We start from the raw sequence: 21778 nt of genomic DNA, 5'->3' as shown, positions 1-21778 counted from the left end.
TTATTGTACAGCGCTAATAGCCATTTGTGCTGCTCGATAAAGTTTTCCAAATACCATAAGAAAAACATTTCTAATAAATTTTGCAGACATATCTTCAATTGCTGTTACTGGTTTTCCAATAAACACCAGCATATGGCCTAAAAGCCCTTTGACTTGTGATTCTCTTACTTTAGATGCTTTAGCTACTTTTTCTATATTTCTAGCGAGTATGTCATAAAATGTCATTCCAGTAGATACTGTGGCTTGGGCTGCTATTGCTGAAAACAAGCCAGTATCTTTTAATAATGTTATTAATGCTGCTTGAATTCTTTCTGACCAATACTCTGTAAATGATGCTTGGTTTCTGTGCTCAAACTTAAATCTAGTAGGAGTATACAAGTACTTGTTAGATCTGACTTTTATTGCTCCCCACGTTTCGGAGTTAGCATTATCTAAATACCCTAAACTTGTTTCGCTAGACATACTATGAGCATTTAAATTAAAGCCAGTACTAGCGTCTAAGCGGTACTCATCGCCATTATGTGGCGCATGAATAAATGGCCAGACAGGTACTTTAGGTACAGGATCTGCGCCGTGAGTACAGCGGTATACTTTGTCGTTGCTTTTACTAGATTTACGGGAATATTGTTCTAAACCAACTCTAGGTGCGCCAAAAGTATATAAATTCACTCTTAATGAATACTCTTCTCTCAGCCAATCAGAACATAATGAAGCTAGAGCCCCTCCTAAACTATGCCCAACACAATGAATTCGGTTAGGTAAACTTTGGAATTGCTGTAAATATTGTTTTATACTTGGTTTGATACTTGAAAATGAATTAATAAATCCAGCATGAGCAATAGAGCCATTTGGAGAGCCTTTAAGGCCTACATTTAGGTTGGTTACCCAATCATTGGCGTTTTGCGTCCCTCTAATGGAAATTACTAAATCTCCCTTATATTTTCCTTTCCCAACACCAATTACCGCAAACGCTTCAGATGTTCTCATTACACCAGGTATCACTTTTCTAAACAATGGTATACGATCTAATCCTGTGATACCTCCAGTTCGGCCACTAAAAACATCTTGCTGCGAAAATGCAAAGTGTTTTTCAAAACCTCCTTGTCCCTTGAACGCTAGTCTCCCTTGCCCCTGATATACTCCATACGGTATATTCGCGATCTCTGATGCAAGTTTTGGTGTTAAAGACGGCATTATGTATCCTCCGTAAACTCTGCTTTATATAAAAATCCATTTAAATTGCAATTGCTAATAACCATTAGATCTCGAGCATTATCTAGATTGATATTTTTGAAAAAATATCGGAATTCTTTATTTTTAAGCTCACAGTAAAGATTATTTAAGTTATCTTTTATAAATATAGGCGGTGAAACGTAGTTTAACTGGGACTCCCAAATGTACTTCTTTTCTTCATTTATATAGGTATATATTCCGATATATGAATATGTTTGATTCAAAGCTGATTCTTTGAACCTTTGAGAATGTATGACTGGTTTAAAGTGAAATTCACCTAACTCATTAGTACTTGAACTCCTTTTGTAAGTATTCTTTAAAAAATTAGCTTCTAAGTAAACGGTTACATTTTCTAGAGGTCTTTGCTCAAGAACTAAAGTACCTTTTATCTCTGGGCTTAATGTGTATTTAAATTTCTTAAAAAAACCGAACATACTTTCGTTGAAACCTAATGCAAGTATTGGAAATGAGAAACTGAATAAAAAAAGACTATTTTTAAACATGAATTTATGATGTATGTATCTTAGTACCAAATTAATTATCAGACTACTACCTATCGCGATTTGGTTTTGATCTTTAATTTAATAATGGAATTTGTATCTCTATATGATGAAAATGTCCCTTATGTCATTTTCAAAATGATAAACATAGACTAGTAAAACTCTAATTCTTCAGAAGAATTATTATCATAACCTAGCTACTTACCGATTCGTAACTAAGAAAAGTCTAGAAGCAATTATATCTGTACATTAGCACCTTTAGCGGGGGCATCTCGTATCAAAATGCGTTGACATTTTTTACACTAAGCCAACTTCGTTAGCTGTTGGCTTTTTGTATAGAGGCCTCCAGTTAGGCTGGATTTCCCGTAAAGCTTACAGCTATAAGTCAGTTATATAACCCCTTTCAATTTGATAAAAACGTTTTGTGGTCTGGCAATTGCAGAGTTAATTAAGAATTGAAAGGGGTCCCAATGGATACAAAAAGAGCTTAGCGCACACGCGATGGAATTATAAATATCATGTAGTTTTTGCACCAAAGTATGAAGGCAGGTGTTCTATGGTGAGAAGCAAAGGATAGTAGGCGAGATACTTTTTTATGAGATTCGTCTCATGTTCAGAGTCGAGAATATCAATTAACTCGTTAAAGGAGAGGCTCTTCACCCGTTTATCTTCCAATTCTCTTTCAAGTCGTTGGATTTTTTTAGCCGGAAACTCTTTCGGTTTCGTTTTTTATGCATGGTGTTCTTCCTTGGGTTATGTATCCAATCCATTTTTCCATATTTTCTTAGTCAGGTTAAAACCGTTGAACGCCCTTGAATAACATAGGTTGCTTGGGCTTGTTTGTAATTCATGTAGCCTTTTTCAATAGCATCGACGACCTGTAATTTAAAGCATAGTGTGCTTTCACGCGGGGTTCGCTTAACGTAGGGGTTATGTGCAGTAGTCATAATTTGTCCTCAATGTGTAAATACATTTCAGGACAACACATGGAAACAAAAAACCACCTTAGAATAAGGTGGTTTTTTCTTAGACAGGATAACTTAATCGTAAAACGATTTAGGCGTCAGCGCGTTTAAGATGCACTTCTTCTTCGGCTACGCCTGCCATTGGATCGTTGAAGCGAGCTTCATCCAATGCACCTTCTGATTTTGCGACAATGACGGTAACTGCACTGTCACCAGTAATGTTTACCGCAGTACGAATCATATCAAGTAGACGGTCAACACCCATGATGAGCGCGATACCTTCAAGCGGCAGACCAACTTGGTTCAATACCATGGCTAGCATTACAAGGCCAACACCAGGGACACCCGCAGTACCGATAGATGCCAATGTAGCTGTCATGATTACCATGAGGTAATCGCCCATAGTTAAATCAATATTGAAGGCTTGAGCAATAAAGGCGGTTGCTACACCTTGCATGATCGCCGTACCGTCCATGTTCACGGTTGCACCAAGTGGTACTGTGAACGATGATACGCGGTTCTCAACACCCATTCGGTGCTTAACCGTTTCCATTGTTACTGGAATTGTTGCGTTCGATGATGCTGTAGAAAAAGCAAACATGATCGCGTCTTCCATCTTACGTAGGAACGTAATTGGATTTAGACCAGTGAAACCTTTTAACATTAAGCTGTAAGTGACTAGGCCGTGCAGGACAAGCGTACCCGCCAGTACTAAGAAGTACTCTGCCAGATTGACGATTGCGCCCAGACCAAGACCAGTAAATAGCTTCGCCATTAAGAAGAACACACCATAAGGCGCTAAGTTCATCAAAATCGCTACCAGTTTCATGATCACTTCATTCAGATCAGAGAAGAACGCTGCAATACGTTCACCAGGTTTGCCTGCTGCGCTGATCGCAATACCAAATAGCACTGCGAAAACAATAACTTGCAGGGTTTTACCTTCAGCCATTGCACTGATAGGGTTGGTTGGGAACATATCGATGATCACCTGACCCAAAGATGGTGCTTCTGCTGATTTGAATGAACTTGCTGCGGTTAGGTCAGCGCCAGCACCTGGCTGGAACAGAGTACCCATAGTTAGAGCAAGCGTAATCGCGATAGCCGTTGTTGTAACGTAGAAAGCGAGGGTTTTACCACCCATGCGACCCAGTGTAGAAAGGTCTTTGAGGGAGCTAGTACCACAAACTAGTGAAACAAACACTAGAGGGACTACGAGCATTTTTAAGCTGGCGACGAAGATCTGTCCACCAACTTCAAATAATCCATTAACAATGTATGCGTCGACAAATCCGTTGCCGGCAAAAAGTGTGCGAATTGCAAATCCTGTCAAGATACCCGCTACCATACCCAAAATTACGCGGCTGGTTAGCGACATCGGTTTCTTGGTATTCATGAGAACACTCCTTATAGTTATGCACCTTGAGTTCACTTCAAAGCGGCGAGCAGAGTAGCAGTGGAGTGAGAAAATACGAAAGAATAATCCTCTAAATGGTTAATAGATGTGAACTTTATCACTAATAAAAATGGAGTTTTAACCAAATCTTAACTATTTGACTGGTCGAAAAGTTTGTATTTTAACACTTTTATCGAACATACAACCGATAAGAAAGAGTATTTACATTTATTTTTATTAGTAAATGGAGTGCATATTATCTCTAAGGAATGTTACTCTTGCATAACTATCTAGATTTTATTCAGGCTAGAAGCCGTCTCTTTTTGATTGTTTTTGTATTGGGCTGAACACAAGGGGCTAACGAGCCGTCTATGCCCCTGCTTATGTTATTTATCCGATGAATCAATGAAGGTTGGTCAATGTAGATAATTGGAGGTGATCCCAACTCCAATTATTCTGAGTGGTATTGCTAATACCCCCAACCCAATAGCGTTGCTTCGCTCGGATGAAGCCTTCCAAACAATGCAGACCAGTCTCAGTGATATGGACGCTTTGTTCCCACCACTCCCTTTCACGTGACTCAATCGTGATTAAAGGCGTTTGACCTTGTGCTAGAGGGAGGAGTAAGGCGTAAAACATCGTATCGCCCAGGTAAGGCAGAGGTTCACGTTGTTGATATTGCTCAAACCAATCTTTGATGAGAATTGAACGATTTTGAGAACTTAGGACCTCTAATGCAATCTGCTGAGTCAAGCTTAATCCTGTTTGTGAATGAGGTAACTCTTGCATATGGCGTGTTAGCACGTTGAGCATATTGGGTAAGCAATCTAGATCATGCTGCTCGATCAAATTAACCATAGAGATGGGTGTCGGTGATGTGACTGCGTGCCAGGAATGTTTAGCCTGACTGAATAATTTGGCTGTCACGGGTTTACGGTATTGCCAACAAGCGCGAATAGCCTCTTTAGGCAACTGCCCCAAACCGATGAATCGCTCAGTGCCAGGGAACTGGTTCAACTCAATGATCTCTATCACCTTGTTTTCTACATTCTCTAACAATGTTAGGGCACGAAGCAGCATTAATTGGTCATAGCTGTCATGTTCGACCCAAAAGACGATTCGTTCAAATGTATCACTGAGCAGCGTATCAATATTAGCTTGCTCAAATTTGACAATATCTTGCACTGAATCTTCACGCTTCATCACGGGCAGCAGAGTCTCTACGACATATTGGGCACGAATGGCAAGGAAGTTTTGTGGTGTTGCTGGGATTGGACCCATACAAAGCGGATCTATTAGGGCTAAAAATGTCCCCTCGAATCCGCTGTCTTTAAGCCGTTGCTGAATATCATGCCCACAGCGGACATGGAGCGTTTTTAGTTCGCTATCAAGAGGAGGGAAGTGATTTTTGATGGCGTCTTTGTGAGCTTCTAACTCTTCGACATGCGCTTTTAATTTACTCCAACTTGGTAAACCTAATTCTCTGGCTAGCGAATGTTGAACGTCAGCTAATTGAATTGTATTGGGAGCTAATGACTCTGGTTTGGAGTGAAATCGCTTAACTCGATCCAACATCTCATCATCGTGTTGACGTATAGCTTTGAGCCTTTTTTTAGCAACGGATTTTTGTTGGTTAATGTTGATTAAGAAGCTATTTGTAGAGTTCATTTTTCACCTTTCTTATCTCTTCCACACTCGCCTAAATAGAAGCTAAAAAGAAGGTAAAAACAGATTGTTCCTGCTATACAGAGCAGGGTGGAAGAGTTGCCGTGAACCAAGTTCTTTCCGCGAGTGTTGGGGGCTTTAGGCGTGAGCAGACTGATAGTAGGGTTTCACAATCCATCATGCAACTATTCATGAGAGAACCGCATCACAAAATATCAGCCCCATTAAAGAAGTGCTGAATAGTTTGACAGCCAATGCCTATGTAGATGTTAACGACCATCCGTTTTCTAGTAGATATGCATTACAGGATCCAGTAATAAAAAAGCCCTGCTAGGTCTAGCAGGGCTTTGTAATACATGTAGATATTAATTACTCGCTCTTGTAAGCGTAGTTATAGTAACCGTAACCATATCCGTATGAGTTTGACGCTTTCTTCTCTACGGCGTTTAGAATTACGCCTTTTACTTCCACGCCGGATTGTTCAAAGCGGCCTTGTGCGACTTCAATTTCCTTCAAAGTCGTTTGATCAAAACGAGCTACCATCAGTGTTGTTCCTGCGATTGCACCAACAATGCTTGGGTCGGTAACCGCGAGTACTGGCGGCGTATCGATGATCACAAGATCGTACTGCGCCGACATTTCGTCAACAAAGCTCTTAAAGCGAGGATGCATCAAAAGCTCTGACGGGTTTGGTGGTACTTGGCCACGAGTAACCACATCTAGATTGTCGATGGATGTTGATTTAATGATATTGCTATGGGATGTCTTGCCGCTCAAATAATCAGAAAGGCCGTTATCCCAACGTAAACCAAAACATTGCTGCAAATAACCTTTACGCATATCTGCATCGATAAGCAGTACTTTCTGACCTGTTTTCGCAGCGACGGCTGCAAAGTTTGTCGATACGAACGTTTTACCGATAGATGGTGCTGGACCTGAAATCATAAGAACATTGTTCTTCGCTTCCATCATCGCAAAGTGCAGGCTAGTACGAAGACTACGCAGGGCCTCGATGGAAAGGTCGGCCGGGTTAGCTTCAGCAAGAAGGACTAGCTCATCGTTGCTGCCTTTGTTTCGTTTAAGCTTGTTTGCAAATTCCAGTTGTTGAATAGATTTTGGAACGCTAGCGTAAACAGGCATACCAATCTGCTCAATTTGATCTGGTGTTTCTACACCACGGTGGAATGCCGCACGAATTAATACGAAAGCCACGCCTGCCATGCCACCAAGCAGTGTTGCTAGCACAACGATAAGCGCTTTTTTCGGCTTGATTGGCTTAGAGAACGACTGAGCGTTATCTAAGATTCGAACGTTGCCAACGGTTCCTGCTTTAATGATGTTGAGCTCTTGAACCTTGTTCAATAGCTGGATGTAGATTTGTTGGTTTACTTCTACATCGCGCGTCATGCGTAGAACTTCACGCTGTGTTTTCGGTAACTTTTGAACTTGTTTATTAAGACGCTCTTTCTCTTTGAGTAGCGTCTCACGTTTATCAAGCAGAGACTTATAAGCCGGGTGATCTTGTGTAAAGCGCTGGCTGATTTCACTCTCTTTGAATGTAAGCTCATTTAACTGCGCTTCTAATTCAACCATCACTTTCAGCGTTGATTGAGCTTCAAGGCCTAAGTCGATAGATTCATTTTCTTGACGGAATCGATTTAAAACGTCTTCAGAAGCGGTCAGTTTTGTTTTGATGTCTGGAAGGTGGCCTTTCAAGAACTCGAGACTTTGCTCTGCCTCTGCTGAGTTTCTTTGAACGTTTTGCAAGAAGTAGTTCTGGCTAATGTCGTTCAAGATAGCTTGAATCTTAGCGCGATCTTCACCAGAGAAGCTTAAAGAAATAATCCCGGTTTGCTTACCACGTTCGCTAATCGATAAGTTTTGTTGCAGTGCATTGATTGCATCTAATTTGCTGACTTTACTCACGGTAAACGATGCGCCGTCTTGCGCTATCATTTCTGTAGCTAAGAATTGATAGCCGTTCTTTTCAATGAGCTCGCCAACCTTACCTTCTAAAATGACGTTATTGTCATCTTCTATAAGTTTGAACGTCTGTTTTTCAGAATCAATAACTTCGAGAGTTAGAGGAATTCCAACTGCGTAAGAAGGGGTATTAAATCGTGAAACGCTCAGACTGATTTGTTCGCCTTGCAGTCGAGCTAAGCCCTTACCGATGATAGGCATGTAATTCGGAGAGACGACCGTGGTTAAGTTGAACTTATCAACTGTACCACCCAAAATCATACGAGATTTAATGATCTCAATTTCTGTTGTCGCTGATGACTCTGCTGAAAACAGCTCTCCCATATCACCAACCATCGCTGAAATACCACCGGAGCTCTTACTTTCAATTTGGATAAGAGCGTCAGCTTTGTAGATAGGTGTTGATAGAATGGCAACGCCGACGCCTATAATTGAAAATAGGACTACGGTACATAGAATGAGCCATTTGGCATCAAGAATGATCCCAAATAACTTTCCCAAATCGATCTCATCGTCGGCTTGACGTGATTGCTTAATAGTTTGTGTTGTCATTACTTTAACTTCTTAAATACCTTGCCATTGGCGTTTATTTATTTAGCCTTGCGGCTTATAGTTTTTGAGACCACGCTTTTGCTGCTTTTTCTATAAGCGTATAAGCATGTTCGAAGGCTTCTCTACTTTGTCTGTATGGATCAGGAATGTTTTTTTCACTTATCCATTGTCCAAACAGCATCGTTTTGCCTCGTGCCTCAGGAGCGACTTTGGTTAAGGCTTCTAAATGACCTTTTTCCATAACCAATATCAGATCGTATTGAGCGCAAAGCTCAGGTGTTAATTGTCGTGCTTCGTGTCCATCTAAGCTTACGCCATGTTCATTCGCGATGGTGGTTGCCATATCATCAGCAGCTTTTCCTGTTAAATGACTTTTATCCACCGCGATTCCCGCTGACGCGACATGTTTGTTTGGTAGTAAAGACTGCAAAAGCCGCTCTCCTGTTGGAGAGCGGCAAATATTACCTACGCAGACGACAAGAATATTAGAAAACAAATGCTTACCCTATTTTAAATTGTATGCCTATGATCCCAACTGAATTGCTTGCTTCTTTATATTGCACAATTGAGCTACGTAACTATTGAATGCATGCCGCAAGAGATAACTTTCTTGCGGCACGTCGTTTTTACGGCCAAGTGCGTACTCGTAGTACACCTTCGGTTAATTCGTTAAAGCCGGAAATGGTTGGAACAAGTTGAGCAATAACGCGGTTCCAACGGCTAACAGGCGCGGCTGTTACATAGACTATGTCGTATGGGTTGAGATCAAACTCTGTTCCAATCACCAAAGCAGAAGCATCAGAAACATCCAACTGATAAATGTCCGCCATTTTAGCTTCTTCTTTTGAACGTCTGATGACGAAGACGCCAGTAGCATCGGCGGAGATTTCATTAATACCACCAACGCTACTTAGAGCTTCAGTAAGGCTCATACCGCTGCGATCAATTTTGAGTAGCTTCGGATCGTTAACTTCGCCCATAACAAATACTTTTTGCGCATCGTTACGGGGAATATGAACAATATCACCTGGCTTTAGAAGACGGTTTTGAGTTAAGTCGCCTTGTTGCATCAGAGCGTATAAAGAGACATTTTCAACCACACCGTTTCGCGTCAGTGTTGCATTACGCCAATCGGCTTCGGCTGCCAGTCCGCCTGCTCTATTTACGGCATCAAGAAGTGTAAGAGGAATGTTTGTGATTGGTTGTTGCCCTGGCTTGTTCACTTCGCCAGTCACATAAGTCTTTTTAGAACGAAAAGCTGCAACGCTTACATCGACTTGCGGGCTCTCAATGTATTTTGCAAGACGGTTGGCAATGTCTGCACGAATTTGGCGAACGTTTTTACCTTCAACGTGTACAACGCCAATGTAAGGGTAGAAGATTGTGCCATCTGAGTGCACCCAGTTACCTGCTTCGGCTGAACTACGATATGAGCCAGCTGGGATCGTGAGCTCTGGGTGATCCCAAATAGTAATATTTAAGATATCGCCAGGTCCTACTTCGTATTCATACTTGGCGATTTCAATATCTAACTCTGGATTTGGCTTTGAAAAAGGATCTATTGAATTTAAAGAGGTCACTCGCTCCAAAGTTAAAGGATAAACCGTAACCTGCGATTCTATATCACTCGATTCAGTGCTCATTACTGTTTTGTCACTGACCGAAAGGTGGCTACCAGGCAGAGTACACCCTGTAAGAAGGATAGGAAGTACTGATATCCCCAAAAATTTATTAAATGTGTTCATTGGTTTATAACTACCGAAAGAAAGTTTGCCGACTGAAATTGGTTCATTCTAATTGAACTGCATTTCATCAATGTTGACGATTTACTGCAGTTTTAAGCCTTTAGAAAGCGAGTCCATTCAGAATTATTTGTGTAATAAACACTCCAAATGGCTGCTAGCGACTTAGAGCTCTTAGTTTCATTTATGAAGGTGAAAAATCTACCCCACAAAAATAGTCAACCATTATCCATCTGGTTGCAATAAAGGCAACTACATACTTAAAAAATACTTACGAATACATGACAAAATTATGTCTATTTAGCGTTATTGAGATGAATGCATGATTTTGCACATGTAAACAGGCAGGAATGTGAAAAAACTCATGCCAAAGTTGTATGCATCCTATTTACACCATATGCAACTGCCGTTATGCTTCCTGTTGCGGTCGGATATAACAACAAATATTGGAGCTAATTTTGAAAATCAAACTTTTAACGGCAAGTGTGGCTGCAGTCCTACTAGCAGGTTGTGGTAGTGACAGCGATCCTGAGGTAAAAACATACTCAGTACAGGCTTATGATCCAGCTGTTATCGGCATGGAAGTCTCTTACGACTGTGGTGGAGATTTAAAAGGTAAGGCTGATGAACTGACAACAAACTACAAAGGTATGGTTGGCTATGCGCGCATTAGTCACATAGACGTAGTTAGTGCTCCAAGTGAGTGTACTTTCACATTAAAGCACACTGATAAGAGTGTAGATGCATCTAATGGTAAACGTATTACAACTGATTACAAAATTCCAAAAGGTCTAGCGCAAGCAGATGCACCTGTAACAGGTTCACCGTTTACTACTCTAGTAACGGATACTTTGGAAGAAGGTGCAATTTACACGCCAGAGGTTGCAGAGCAAGTGTTTGCTGATTTAGGTCTTGATGTCAATGCGATGGGCGTTTCAGTTAATGATTTGCTTCGCAATACTGAAAGTGTAGTTAAGCAGTTAGATGAGAGTGGTGATGCTGCAACAAAAGCATTAGCGACTAAACTGGTTGCTACAGCGAATGTAGTTTCAGATGTCATTAAAGCGAACCCTACGGCTTCTCCGAAAGCAATTTCAGTAGCAGCCAAAGCTGTAACTGAAGAGGTAATTAAGAAGAACCCAAATTACCCTAAAAATGATTCTGGTGATGTTATTTACGTAGAGGTATCTGAAGAAGATACTAAAGATGTTGTTAACCAGGTTGAAAAAGAGATCGAAGCAGGAAAACCTGTAGATGATTTCAAACCGGTAGTGCCACCGATTCCAGATGCGAAGCCAGGCAAACCAGTTGATCCTGTTGATCCGCCATCAGGTGGTTCAGGCGGTAACTAATTAACTGTACTGATAATTAAAAGGCCTCTTCAGAGGCCTTTTTTGATCCTATCGTACTGTGGTCATTACCTTTTAGTGAGCCCTTTACTGTTTAAGTAAGGCAGGATGTGCGGACGTGATTCGCCAGCTAGTTTACTGGTGACTTCTTGTGACCAAGTGCTTTGTTTTTGATTGCTCGAACGGTTTGCATAGTAGTTTTGCATGGTTTGGTCATAAGCCTGAATATCATCCAAATTTAGGTCTTGATATTGATTCTCATGCACCACGACATGAGCAGGTAGACGTGGCTTAACTTCAGGGGCTTGATCTGGATGACCAAGACACATACCAAATAAAATGGCTGTATTTTTAGGTAAGCCTAGTAACTCGTCGACTTTTTGAGCATTGTTTCGTAAGCCACCAATATACACGCCTCCTAGTCCCATAGACTCTGCCGCAAGTAAGCAGTTTTGTGCCATGATGCCAGAATCAACAGCACCGATAAGTGTTAACTCGGTGAAATCAGCTTGCACATCAAGATTGATACTGGCGTGGCGCTGGTAATCAATGCAAAACACCAAAAACTCAGCAGCGCTTTCAACGTACCCTTGATTCCCCGCATATTGTGCCAATAGCGTACGCTTTTCTTTATCGGTAACGCGGATAATTGAGACGACTTGCAACATACTTGATGAAGACGCCGCAAGGCCAGCTTGTAGAATCGTTTCTAATTGTTCGCTTTCAATAGGTTGCGAGGTGAACTTTCGAATTGAGCGGTGATTGAGAATTGTTTGTATCGTACTGTTCATGGTGACTTAACATCCCCTGTTACATGTAAAGGCTGAAGCCTCACCTTAGCGATATTTGATGAGTCGGTAAACTATCTCAAAAGAAAAACAATGCTTAGCGCATAAGTGTGAAGATGAATAGAGAATACATCACTCGTTCTGCTTGAGAGCGTATATACTGTTTTTAGAATCAACAATTTAACTGCAGTGGAAAATATGAAAGAACTCATCGTTCATACAGTCACGGTGTTTATGGGCTTCTTTGCGATCATGAACCCCATCGCCAATATTCCTATCTTTTTGAGTTTAACGGCTGATGAGGATAGGGAAACCGTACGTTCCATGGCGCTTCGTTCGGTTTTTATTGCATTTGTCATCATTGCGATATTTTCGATCGCCGGTAAATTAATTTTTGATTTGTTTGGTATCACGCTGTACGCCTTGCGAATAACGGGCGGTATCTTGGTGTTTTTGATCGGTTTTAATATGCTTCAAGGTGATTCGACGCATCAGAAAACTAAAGAGAAAGCGTATTCTCCAGCGCAGCAGCAGGCGGCGTTGAGCATTGCCGTTTCTCCACTTGCAATGCCGATATTAGCAGGGCCTGGAACGATTGCTACCGCGATGAACTTTGCTACGGCGGGTGGTTTTGATCAAACCATTATTACCATCGTTTCTTTTGCTGTGTTGTGTGTTATTACCTATATGCTGTTTTTATTTGGAGACAAATTAGTCAAAGCAGTTGGACCGAGTGCTCTGAACGTCGTGACGAAAATGATGGGCTTAATCCTAGCGGTTATCGGTACTCAAATGTTTATTGATGGCGCGGGCGAAGCCTATAAAACTGTTTTCTCTTAGGCGTTTCCACCTCGTCTAAATCCACACCTACATTTCTAGCTGGTGTGGATTTTTTGAACTTTAGTTTTCAGTTTCTAAGAAAGAAATAAATAGACTTCACCTATTTCAATAATAAGAATATTCAATTGTTTTGATTGCACGAATTTCATTACTCTTTTGGCAAGAATAATGGGGGAAATATGGCAACAAAAGCAATTGTAGTGGAAGGTGGCGCGATGCGAGGTGTCTTCGCAAGCGGAGTGCTAGATGCGTTTTTAGAGCAGAGTTATAAACCGTTTGATTTTGCCATTGGTGTATCTGCTGGCGCATCAAACTTGATTGGTTATTTGACCGACTATCCGCATCGCAGCATTAATGTCATTACTAAGCTGGCAACGAGTAAACGCTTTTTTGATCCGACTCGATTCGTTAAAGGTGGGGACCTCATTGATGTGAAGTGGCTGTTTGAAGAGTCTAATCGTTTGTATCCCGTCGATGAAAATAAACTGTTTAATGGCATTCCTTTTCTGGCAGCGACGACGAATGTAGATACAGGACAGGCAGATTATTATCGCGTGACGCGTGATAATTTTCACCATGCGATTGAAGCGACAACAGCGTTACCCATTGCATACAAGCATACCCCTTGCTTTTCTGGAGGCTGCTATACCGATGGCGGGGTTGCAGATTCTATCCCGGTGCGTGAGGCTTATCGTCGCGGAGCTCGCGACATAACCGTTGTGCTTTCTCACCCGCTAAATTATGCCAAGAAGCCAGTAAAAACCACATGGCTGATGAAGAAGTTATTTGCCGAACATCCTAAAATGGCGGACGCGATGTTAAGACGTGCAGATAACTACAATCAATCGTTGGAATTTATTCGTAATCCTCCACCGGGAACGCATGTCAGAGTGATTGCACCACCAGATAATTTTCCTGTTCAGCGCTTATCAATGCGACAAACCGTTCTATTGGAAGGTTATGAAATGGGGCTGATTGAAGGGCGGGCTCATTTGGCTAATTTGTCAGGTGTTCATGGTTTAGATCGGGAAAACTGCCATTTTTGCGTTTGATAATGAAAGAGCCTCATAGCGAGGCTCTTTTTACTTAACGTTCAAAGGGCGATTTAGTTGACTTTATCCCAAGCCATTTCCCAATGTGAACCTGTTCCTGGTTCGTATTGGTTTGCGCTTTCTTTCCACTGTACACAGTAACCAGAGTATGGGAAGGGTTTACATTGGTAAATGGCACCGTCGCTTGCAAGCACTTTTGTACCCGCCGTGTAGCTAGATAGCCCTTCAGGGAAGACAAAATCGTACTCGCCAGATGGTGGTGGCGTTACTGACTCTTCTTTTAAGTGAAAGTCGAGCGTTTGCTGATCCACCAAGTTACCATCTTTGTCTTTAATACGAGTCACGAGCATATGGTGACCAGGCTCTGATTTGCTTAAAGCGAGCGATACAGCCTCCACCGAGCCGTCTTTCATTTCGTCTGCCCAGCTTGCAAGTGGCTCACGGTGGTGATTGTACACGGTGAGTTCTGCGTTTAAATCGCCTTCAGCAGTTAGTGTCAGCTCCAACGTTGTCGGTGTTGACTCAATAATATATTCGTCTTCTAAGCCATCTACTGTGAGTGAGTACTCTGGAGCGGGAGTTTCTATCTTGTAGCCGATTTCTACACGCTCAAGGCCGCTATTAGCTTGCAGGTACACCGGGTTAGTACCATAAACAGGAGTGAATTTATCCTCGGCATACTGTCCAGCTTGCAGTTTAGTTTGCTCTTGGTTGATCTTCGTTGCTAGAGCGTAAGACCAATTTTTCGCTTTGCCCATGACTGCATCGGTAATTTCTAGCTCGGTTCGATAAGCTATGTTTTCACCCGCCTGATCAAATACGCGTGTATAAACCGAATCTCCAACATTTAAATCCATCGTCGGAATAATTTGACCGCCTTGCGTCCAATCTGGAATGACTGGACTGTCACCATCAAATTTCACATCGATCACGTTATAAAATGAAGCCGCTGTGTCGCCAACATCCCATACCGCCAGAATGACGTGATACCCCTCTCGCGTAGGCACATTACATTGATGGCTCACCTGTTTTGGAGGTTGAACCATATTGCCGTCGACTACACAGAAAGGAGTCAGATCAAACGAGTCGCGTGATAGTGAGGCATTTGGGTTCCAATCAGGTTTGGTGATGTAATATTTCCAGTCACGCGTCACATGGTTAGCGGTAAATGTCCATTCAAAAGTCTGTGTACCTGATTGAATAGGACGTTTAACCCAGCGGTCGGCAGTTTGTTCATCAAGAGCGGCAGCTAGAGCGGTTTCGGCACTTGCTATTTTTCCATCGCGAGGCCCTGTTTGTGGAAAACCATCAGGACCTTCAACACTTTGTGGCTCGTATTGAATGGCACCGCAGTTATTATTTTTTTCGTTAGTATCAGGTGTTGGATACTTACATAGTGCCGCGCGACTTGCAGCGACACCATCATTGGTTTCTGATACGTAGCCGTGAGCCGCAGCACCTGAGCTAATGCTTGCAAGTGCTAACGTGAGTACGGATTTGGTTGGAAAGGATTTCATCACATGTCCTCTGTTATGGCTGACAAATTAATGTCACACCTCGGCGCATGCTGAGCACGAAGCAACGCTGCATGAATCCATACTTTGGATAATGTAGTGTTGCAACATGGCAACCCCGCTATCATGAGCATTACTTTTGATGATGGAATGCTGACAGACCGGAAGCTTTGCGTCCCACCCTTTCGAATGGTTTGCCGAAATGTGATTGAGCAGCCAAAATTTAGCTCAAGAATTTACATGTGGAAAAGTAAACGACACTGACATGGAATCATGTTCTCAAATTGAAAGGTAACGGTACGCCAATCTCATTAATATTGTGCTTTTTTGTTTCTAAGGTATTGGTTTTGATGTTGTTTTTGTCTTTTTTATAGTTGGAGTGAATGAGTGATTGGTTGTTGGGTTGAAGGTGGGAAGGGGCAGTATTAAGGATAGAAGAAGCACCGTTTAAAGGGCGGAATACACCGCCCTCTGAATCATGTTATTTAGGCATAATGACGGTATCAATAACATGAATGACGCCGTTTTTAGCTTTCACATCGGTTGCCATTACATTTGCACCATTGACCATGACTTTGTCGCCCATGGTTTTAATCATCACATCTTGGCCCTGAACCGTAGTCGCTTTGTCCAGCTTAACAACATCGGCAGCCATTACTTTCCCTGGGACGACGTGATAAGTCAAAATGGATACTAACTTGTCTTTGTTTTCCGGCATTAAGAGCATATCGATTGTACCGTCAGGCAGTTTTGCAAAAGCGTCATCCGTTGGTGCAAAAACAGTAAATGGGCCTTCTCCTTTGAGTGTATCGACTAGATCAGCCGCTTTCACTGCAGCGACAAGTGTATTAAAAGAGCCGTTTTCAGTGGCAACGTCGACAATATCAGCCTTCATCATGCCATGCTCATGAGCCTTGACGGGAAGCATAAAAGATAAAGTCGCCATCAATGTAGCCGTGATAACCAAGATACGTTTAAACATAATGTGTTCCTTACGAGTTGGGGGTACAACGGTTTCCCTAGAGAATGTCTTCGTTTGTACGCATCTAAATGAAAAGATGATCAACGAGCCCTGCTTTCTTTCGATGGCCTCACGTGTCGCGTTAAAATCCGTTTGCCTTCTTGTTTTACATCGGCCCGTTTCCGCCATGCCCATAGACGCTCCCTTGCGTCTTTAGCTGCGCTATTTAGGTCGACAATAGGCGCTAGGTAACGGCTATCCGGTTTCAAGTGGTACATGACGGTTTCCATCTGTGTCATTGTCCAGGGCTCGAACAATAGTGGGGTGGGGACCATTTGCAATTCAGGCACCCATTTATAGATGAACGCGCCATCAGGGTCATGTTCTTGGGCTTGCTTAACCGGGTTGTAAATCCGGATTGTATTGGTCCCAGTTACCCCGGCTTGCATTTGGAATTGTGGGTAATGAATACCAGGCTCAAAGTCGAGGAATAGTTGCGCTAAATGCGTCACGCCAGTTCGCCAATCCATGTTCATGTGATGAGTGAGAAAACTAACCAGCATGGCGCGCATGCGAAAGTTTATATAGCCAGTCTGATGCAAACAGCGCATACAGGCATCGATCAAAGGTATGCCAGTATATCCAGATTTCCATGCTGCTAACTTTTCTTCATCGAAAGTGCTACTTTGTTTAATCAACGATTCGTAAGCCCGGTTAACACAGTAAAACTCCATGTCGTATTCCGACTCGAATTTCTGTATGAAATGGCAGTGCCAATGCAGCCGTGAAGACAACGCAATTAAGCTGCGACGAAACCCAACAACTTGCCAGTGTTTCAATAGGTACTGATAAACTTCACGCAAGGATATATTACCCCAAGCGAGGTATGGAGAAAGGCGAGTACAGGCTGTACGTGAGGCTGTGGGACTAGAAATGCTTCGATAGTAATCACGACCTCGACGATTGAAAAAGTCCTCCAGTGTTTTCCAAGCGAGTTGGCTCCCTCCCGTTTGCATTCCTTTGCATTTTGATAGCCAGGATGAAGGTGGCGAAAACGCGCAGCCGAGTGATTCTGCATCCAATGAATGCAACAAGTTGGTTTGCAGCTCAAGAGGGCTTATGGAGGCTCTCATGACCAAATCCCAATGTTTGTCCCAACCCTGCCGGTCTTTTGCTCCTCTAATAACAGCACCGTGCTCGAACTCAAACCACGTGATGTTCTGCTCATGCAGCCAGTCGGCAATTTGCTTATCGCGCTCAAAGGTGCAGTTGAGCCCTATTTCCTGATGAGAAAACACAGCGTTGATTTGATATTGCATTTGAATTGATTGAAAACATGCTAAGGCATCGCCAAACAGAACGGTGATGCGGTGTCCATAGGCTTTGAGTGTCTCATTCATGTCTTGCAATGATTGCCAAACAAATCGCCAGTGACGCTCAGAATAGTGAGGGTTGTTTAACAGCAACGGTTCAACAATATATAAAAGTACCGTTGGGTGCTTTGACGACAATGCTTGTGTTAAGGGCTGGTGGTCAGTCAGTCTTAAATCTCGTTTTAACCACACGACATTGATTGTTTGCATCGGAATCCTCTTTGTTTCCGATGTTGTACGCAAATGACCCGAAGAGATCTCACCTAATGATCGGTTTTGTTCATTAAAACGTAGAGGTTGCTCACAAGGAGGTGAGACATGTCGATACCACTGAGTAAGTTAGAAAAGTTCTTCTACGTAGATAAATTGATCATTCACTCGCTTGATCTCGCATTGTATCAAGCATCTGTCGTAGTTGATGGAAAAGCGCAATTCATCACTGACGACAACGGTATCTTTTTGAGGGCTCATTCCCTTATCGAGATGCAAAAGAAGTGCAAGAATATCAAAGCAAATAAGCAGGTTTTAGTACATCAAAGTGCTTATGATGAGATGGTGGGGCTACCCGAAGGCAAAAGAGACAATCAACTAGAGGTTTTGGTGAAGGATACAAAATTGTATTGAAAGAGTGTTGGTGCATAGTAAAAGCGAACCACCTTACGGCAGCTCGCTTAAAATAGAATTAGAGTCGAGCTTAGTCTTGTTTACGCTGAGCTTCTTTTTGTGCGTACTTAGCGGCACGTCGAGCTTCTCTTTGCTTGGCACTTTCGCCACCAACATGCTGCTCGCCTCGTTGTTCTGCAAGAACAATTTGTTTTTCACGTTCGCGGAATCGAGCAATTTGTTCTTCTGAGTGTGTGCCGTGACATTTCGGGCAGCTCACGCCTTGCTCGAACAATTCTGACTGTTTGTCTTCTTCAGTGATCGGTAGACGACAAGCGTTACATAAATCGTAATCTGCTTTTTCTAGCTGGTGGTTTACTGCAACACGACCGTCAAACACGTAACAATCACCTTCCCACATACTCTCTTCCTCTGGTACCTCTTCAAGGTACTTTAGAATGCCGCCTTCTAAGTGGTAGACCTCATCAAAGCCCTGTTCTTTCATGTAAGCAGTTGATTTCTCACAGCGGATGCCACCGGTACAGAACATCGCCACTTTCTTATGCTTTTCCGGGTCCATGTTTTCTTTTACATAGTCTGGGAATTCACGAAAGGTTTCAGTATTTGGGTTTACAGCGCCTTTGAATGTGCCGATCTCGATTTCGTAATCATTACGTGTATCGACAACAAACACTTCAGGATCAGCAATAAGATCGTTCCACTCTTGAGGTTTCACGTAAGTACCCACTACGTGGCGAGGGTCTATGCCTTCAACACCTAATGTTACGATCTCTTTTTTCAATTTCACTTTGGTGCGATTGAATGGCTGGGTCTCAGAATACGACTCTTTGTATACGGTGCCTGTCAAACGAGGCTCGTTGTTTAGCCACTCCAGTAGCGTATCAATACCTGCACGATCAGAGGCAACAGTGCCGTTGATGCCCTCACTTGCCAGCAGTAATGTTCCGCGAATATGGTGTTTTTCCATCAACGCAAGTAATGGCTCGCGTAGTTCTTGATAGTTATTCAGCTCAACAAACTTGTACAGCGCACAAATTACATACTGACTCATGAGGTTTCCTTTAAAAATACAGGTGGTCAACGACCTTAAAATTTTAGCGGCACGAAGTATACCTGACTAAATTAGTCGGAAATACGGACAAATTATGCGGATATTATGGCTAGGCAGGATATAGCGGTGTTTTGATGCGGCAAAGCGTCACGCGGGTAAAATCGCTATGTGTTCAAATTATAAGCATAAATTGTAGAGAACAAGGTAAGTTGAACTCGACACTTTTGGTTTAAATTTGTACTGTGATTCCTTCTTCGGCTCTTCATTAAAGTTGTGCGCAAGAGCTACAAAATAATAATCGGATCAGTTGGCAAGGAAAGGACATGCAGCAGTTTTATATCAGGCGGCTGAGGGAAGAAGATGCTCCCTTGCTCAAACAATTACTCGTTGAACTCGATACATCGCACTATGAAGCTGAACCGAACTTCTATCGTCCACCCAAGGAATTGGCGCAACTAAGAGAATCATATGGCACCTTCGAAAAGTATTTTGACGGGAGCGTGAGCGCTTTTATTGCTTGTTCGCAAAGAAAAGTCGTCGGTTTTATCTCTGGTTCGGTTCGTAACGTTCAGTCGCTGATTTCACCAGAAAAACGCGTTGGCTTTATTAATGAGCTTATTGTTTCAGAGAACCATCGAAACTTAGGAATAGGTTTATCGCTGATGGATAAGATGGAAAGTGATTTGTGTGCTCAAGGAATAGAAGAAATCGGCTTAACCGTGGCGTCATTTAACCATGAAGGTGAGGATTTCTATCATAAAATGGGCTACCGGGTGATGACGAAACGTATGACCAAGCGCGTAAGAGATTCGTAAAAACAAGATGGTAGGAATGAAACGCCTCTTACCTCTAGAAGAGGCGTTTTTATAGTATTTATTTCAAATTAGCGGCGGTTTGATTCCCCATCGCAATTAACTTATCTAAAACGCGCTCACCGTTGGCACGTAAACCGTTGTGCTCGTACTCGTTAGTGATCCACGCTTTTGAGTTTGGGATTAACGCGAGCGTTTCTCGGCTGATATCCATTTCCACAAACATATCATCGGCGTAAACGGCGCAACTGACAGGCACTTTGTTTTGAGCCAGTTGTGTTTGATCGTACAGCGCAGTCCAATCTTCTTTCGCGGCCAATATTTCAGCGGCATCTTTTAGTGGCTTGAGGTTGACGTATTGATCGAACATCCATGGGAAGACCATTTCCCCCGTAAAGTAAAATGGCTTGCCAGGTTCATAATTAAACTCTGAACGGCTTTGGCGAACACGGTGAGCACTCCAATTCGACGCAAAGCCTTGGCAATAAATTGATTCATGCAAAATGGCGTAAATCGGGTTGGTTTGGAAGTTTTGCTGTGCCAACATATCGTTCAAGAACTCATAACGAAGTTGTTGTTTGCCGTTCACTTCAATCAATGCACTTTCTAGCCAATAGTAAGTTGGCAAGAAAGTATCACTCACACCAAAGTTGATGCCGATTTGCTGAAATTGCTCCACCGTGAAGCGTTGACCATTTGGTAGGTACTCTTCGTTTTCCAGCAAGTGATTCGCAATGTTTTGGCAGAGTTGTTGCGCTTTTGGAAATTGCTGGAAGAACGCTTGGTTTTTCTCCATGGTGCGCTTGAAGGTGGCTTCATACACATCGTCGGCATGACGCGAGACTGATGGCACGCCACCCGTGATATAGCTTTGTAGCAAGCTGTCTGGGAACAAAGACAAATAGGTGAGGGAGCAAAAACCACCAAAGCTTTGACCTAAGATCGCCCATTTTTCGACGCCAAATTGCTCACGAATGTACTCCGCGTCGCGCACGATGTTATCGGCTCGGAAGTGGCTTAAGTAGTCTGCTTGTTGCTCTGGCGTGAGGTGAGCAAGCGTCTGGTGATTAATTACGCTGCTGTTGCCCGTACCGCGTTGGTCGAGGAGCAAAACTCGGTACTCTTGCAACGCGCGTTTTACCCAGCCGTTATTGCCGTTTTGACGCGGAGAGGGAAAGCCCGGTCCGCCCTGAAAGTAAACCAACCAAGGTTTGGTCGATTCTTCATCGCCAACTAGGCAAACCGCACGGGCGAAGACTTCAATGGTACCTTTGCTCGCGTCTTGGTAATCCAGAGGAGCGGTAAAACTGTGGGGAGTGTAATGCAATCCTGCGTCGATAAATGATTGAGCGTTCATTGTTATCTTTATTTCCTTATT

Annotated in this window: 18 protein-coding genes, 1 pseudogene and 1 riboswitch; of the genes and pseudogenes, 5 read left to right on the top strand and 14 right to left on the bottom strand. The window is 42.7% G+C overall.

What is annotated here, in order from left to right:
• The 8 genes and pseudogenes from ACWPOD_RS06635 to ACWPOD_RS06600 form a co-directional block, all read right to left on the bottom strand.
• The gene (locus ACWPOD_RS06635) at positions 1-1194 is read right to left on the bottom strand and encodes a lipase family protein (RefSeq protein WP_065646924.1); all 1194 of its coding nucleotides are present in this window, start codon (positions 1192-1194) and stop codon (positions 1-3) included.
• Positions 1194-1667: a DUF6795 domain-containing protein gene (locus ACWPOD_RS06630; protein WP_233059816.1), complete on the bottom strand. Its 474-nt coding sequence runs from the start codon at positions 1665-1667 to the stop codon at positions 1194-1196. Before ACWPOD_RS06630 ends, ACWPOD_RS06635 begins: the two co-directional genes overlap by 1 nt.
• Before the next feature lie 645 nt (positions 1668-2312).
• Positions 2313-2680, bottom strand: a pseudogene (locus ACWPOD_RS06625) (IS3 family transposase); the annotation flags it as partial.
• A 109-nt stretch (positions 2681-2789) separates the two neighbouring features.
• Positions 2790-4094: a dicarboxylate/amino acid:cation symporter gene (locus tag ACWPOD_RS06620; protein ID WP_167427794.1), complete on the bottom strand. Its 1305-nt coding sequence runs from the start codon at positions 4092-4094 to the stop codon at positions 2790-2792.
• Between the two features lie 402 nt (positions 4095-4496).
• Complete coding sequence (locus ACWPOD_RS06615; RefSeq protein ID WP_167427793.1) at positions 4497-5762, bottom strand: DUF1835 domain-containing protein; 1266 nt, start codon at positions 5760-5762, stop codon at positions 4497-4499.
• Between the two features lie 366 nt (positions 5763-6128).
• A complete protein-coding gene (locus tag ACWPOD_RS06610) occupies positions 6129-8294 on the bottom strand; it encodes a polysaccharide biosynthesis tyrosine autokinase (RefSeq protein ID WP_237311393.1) in 2166 nt (721 codons plus the stop codon).
• A gap of 55 nt (positions 8295-8349) precedes the next feature.
• Entirely contained in the window at positions 8350-8790 is a 441-nt protein-coding gene (locus ACWPOD_RS06605) for an arsenate reductase/protein-tyrosine-phosphatase family protein (protein ID WP_031780663.1), read from the bottom strand.
• Between the two features lie 130 nt (positions 8791-8920).
• On the bottom strand, positions 8921-10039 hold the full coding sequence (locus tag ACWPOD_RS06600) for a polysaccharide export protein (RefSeq protein ID WP_006740798.1): 1119 nt from the start codon (positions 10037-10039) through the stop codon (positions 8921-8923).
• 455 nt (positions 10040-10494) lie between these two features.
• On the opposite strand from ACWPOD_RS06600, the gene ACWPOD_RS06595 reads away from it, so the two are divergent.
• A complete protein-coding gene (locus tag ACWPOD_RS06595; protein ID WP_006740797.1) occupies positions 10495-11388 on the top strand; it encodes a hypothetical protein in 894 nt (297 codons plus the stop codon).
• A gap of 65 nt (positions 11389-11453) precedes the next feature.
• Here the strand turns inward: ACWPOD_RS06595 and nfsA are convergent, their stop codons facing one another.
• A complete protein-coding gene (nfsA, locus tag ACWPOD_RS06590) occupies positions 11454-12176 on the bottom strand; it encodes an oxygen-insensitive NADPH nitroreductase (RefSeq protein ID WP_301612513.1) in 723 nt (240 codons plus the stop codon).
• A gap of 195 nt (positions 12177-12371) precedes the next feature.
• Between nfsA and ACWPOD_RS06585 the strand changes: the two genes are divergently transcribed.
• A complete protein-coding gene (locus ACWPOD_RS06585) occupies positions 12372-13013 on the top strand; it encodes a MarC family protein (RefSeq protein ID WP_456231697.1) in 642 nt (213 codons plus the stop codon).
• Between the two features lie 179 nt (positions 13014-13192).
• Positions 13193-14065 carry a patatin-like phospholipase family protein gene (locus ACWPOD_RS06580; RefSeq protein ID WP_005397800.1) on the top strand — a complete coding sequence of 291 codons (873 nt, stop codon included), beginning with the start codon at positions 13193-13195 and terminating at the stop codon, positions 14063-14065.
• A 53-nt stretch (positions 14066-14118) separates the two neighbouring features.
• On the opposite strand, the gene gbpA is transcribed toward ACWPOD_RS06580, so the two are convergent.
• The 3 genes from gbpA to ACWPOD_RS06565 form a co-directional block, all read right to left on the bottom strand.
• The gene (gene gbpA, locus ACWPOD_RS06575) at positions 14119-15582 is read right to left on the bottom strand and encodes an N-acetylglucosamine-binding protein GbpA (protein WP_456231696.1); all 1464 of its coding nucleotides are present in this window, start codon (positions 15580-15582) and stop codon (positions 14119-14121) included.
• Positions 15583-15687: 105 nt separating this feature from the next.
• Positions 15688-15788: riboswitch (cyclic di-GMP riboswitch) on the bottom strand.
• A gap of 272 nt (positions 15789-16060) precedes the next feature.
• Positions 16061-16561 (bottom strand): fasciclin domain-containing protein, encoded by a 501-nt coding sequence (locus ACWPOD_RS06570; protein WP_047009633.1) that lies wholly within the window; start codon positions 16559-16561, stop codon positions 16061-16063.
• Positions 16562-16641: 80 nt separating this feature from the next.
• A complete protein-coding gene (locus ACWPOD_RS06565; RefSeq protein ID WP_258662024.1) occupies positions 16642-18123 on the bottom strand; it encodes a cryptochrome/deoxyribodipyrimidine photo-lyase family protein in 1482 nt (493 codons plus the stop codon).
• A gap of 108 nt (positions 18124-18231) precedes the next feature.
• Between ACWPOD_RS06565 and ACWPOD_RS06560 the strand changes: the two genes are divergently transcribed.
• Complete coding sequence (locus tag ACWPOD_RS06560) at positions 18232-18537, top strand: DUF6482 family protein (protein ID WP_134646142.1); 306 nt, start codon at positions 18232-18234, stop codon at positions 18535-18537.
• Positions 18538-18607: 70 nt separating this feature from the next.
• On the opposite strand, the gene trhO is transcribed toward ACWPOD_RS06560, so the two are convergent.
• Positions 18608-19588 (bottom strand): oxygen-dependent tRNA uridine(34) hydroxylase TrhO, encoded by a 981-nt coding sequence (trhO, locus tag ACWPOD_RS06555; protein WP_456231695.1) that lies wholly within the window; start codon positions 19586-19588, stop codon positions 18608-18610.
• Between the two features lie 323 nt (positions 19589-19911).
• Between trhO and ACWPOD_RS06550 the strand changes: the two genes are divergently transcribed.
• The gene (locus tag ACWPOD_RS06550) at positions 19912-20403 is read left to right on the top strand and encodes a GNAT family N-acetyltransferase (RefSeq protein ID WP_257897637.1); all 492 of its coding nucleotides are present in this window, start codon (positions 19912-19914) and stop codon (positions 20401-20403) included.
• A gap of 58 nt (positions 20404-20461) precedes the next feature.
• Here the strand turns inward: ACWPOD_RS06550 and ACWPOD_RS06545 are convergent, their stop codons facing one another.
• Entirely contained in the window at positions 20462-21757 is a 1296-nt protein-coding gene (locus ACWPOD_RS06545; RefSeq protein WP_456231694.1) for an alpha/beta fold hydrolase, read from the bottom strand.
• Positions 21758-21778: the final 21 nt, after the last annotated feature.

This window comes from Vibrio sp. JZG120, from assembly GCF_053890955.1.
This window is presented reverse-complemented; position numbering and strand designations above follow the sequence as displayed.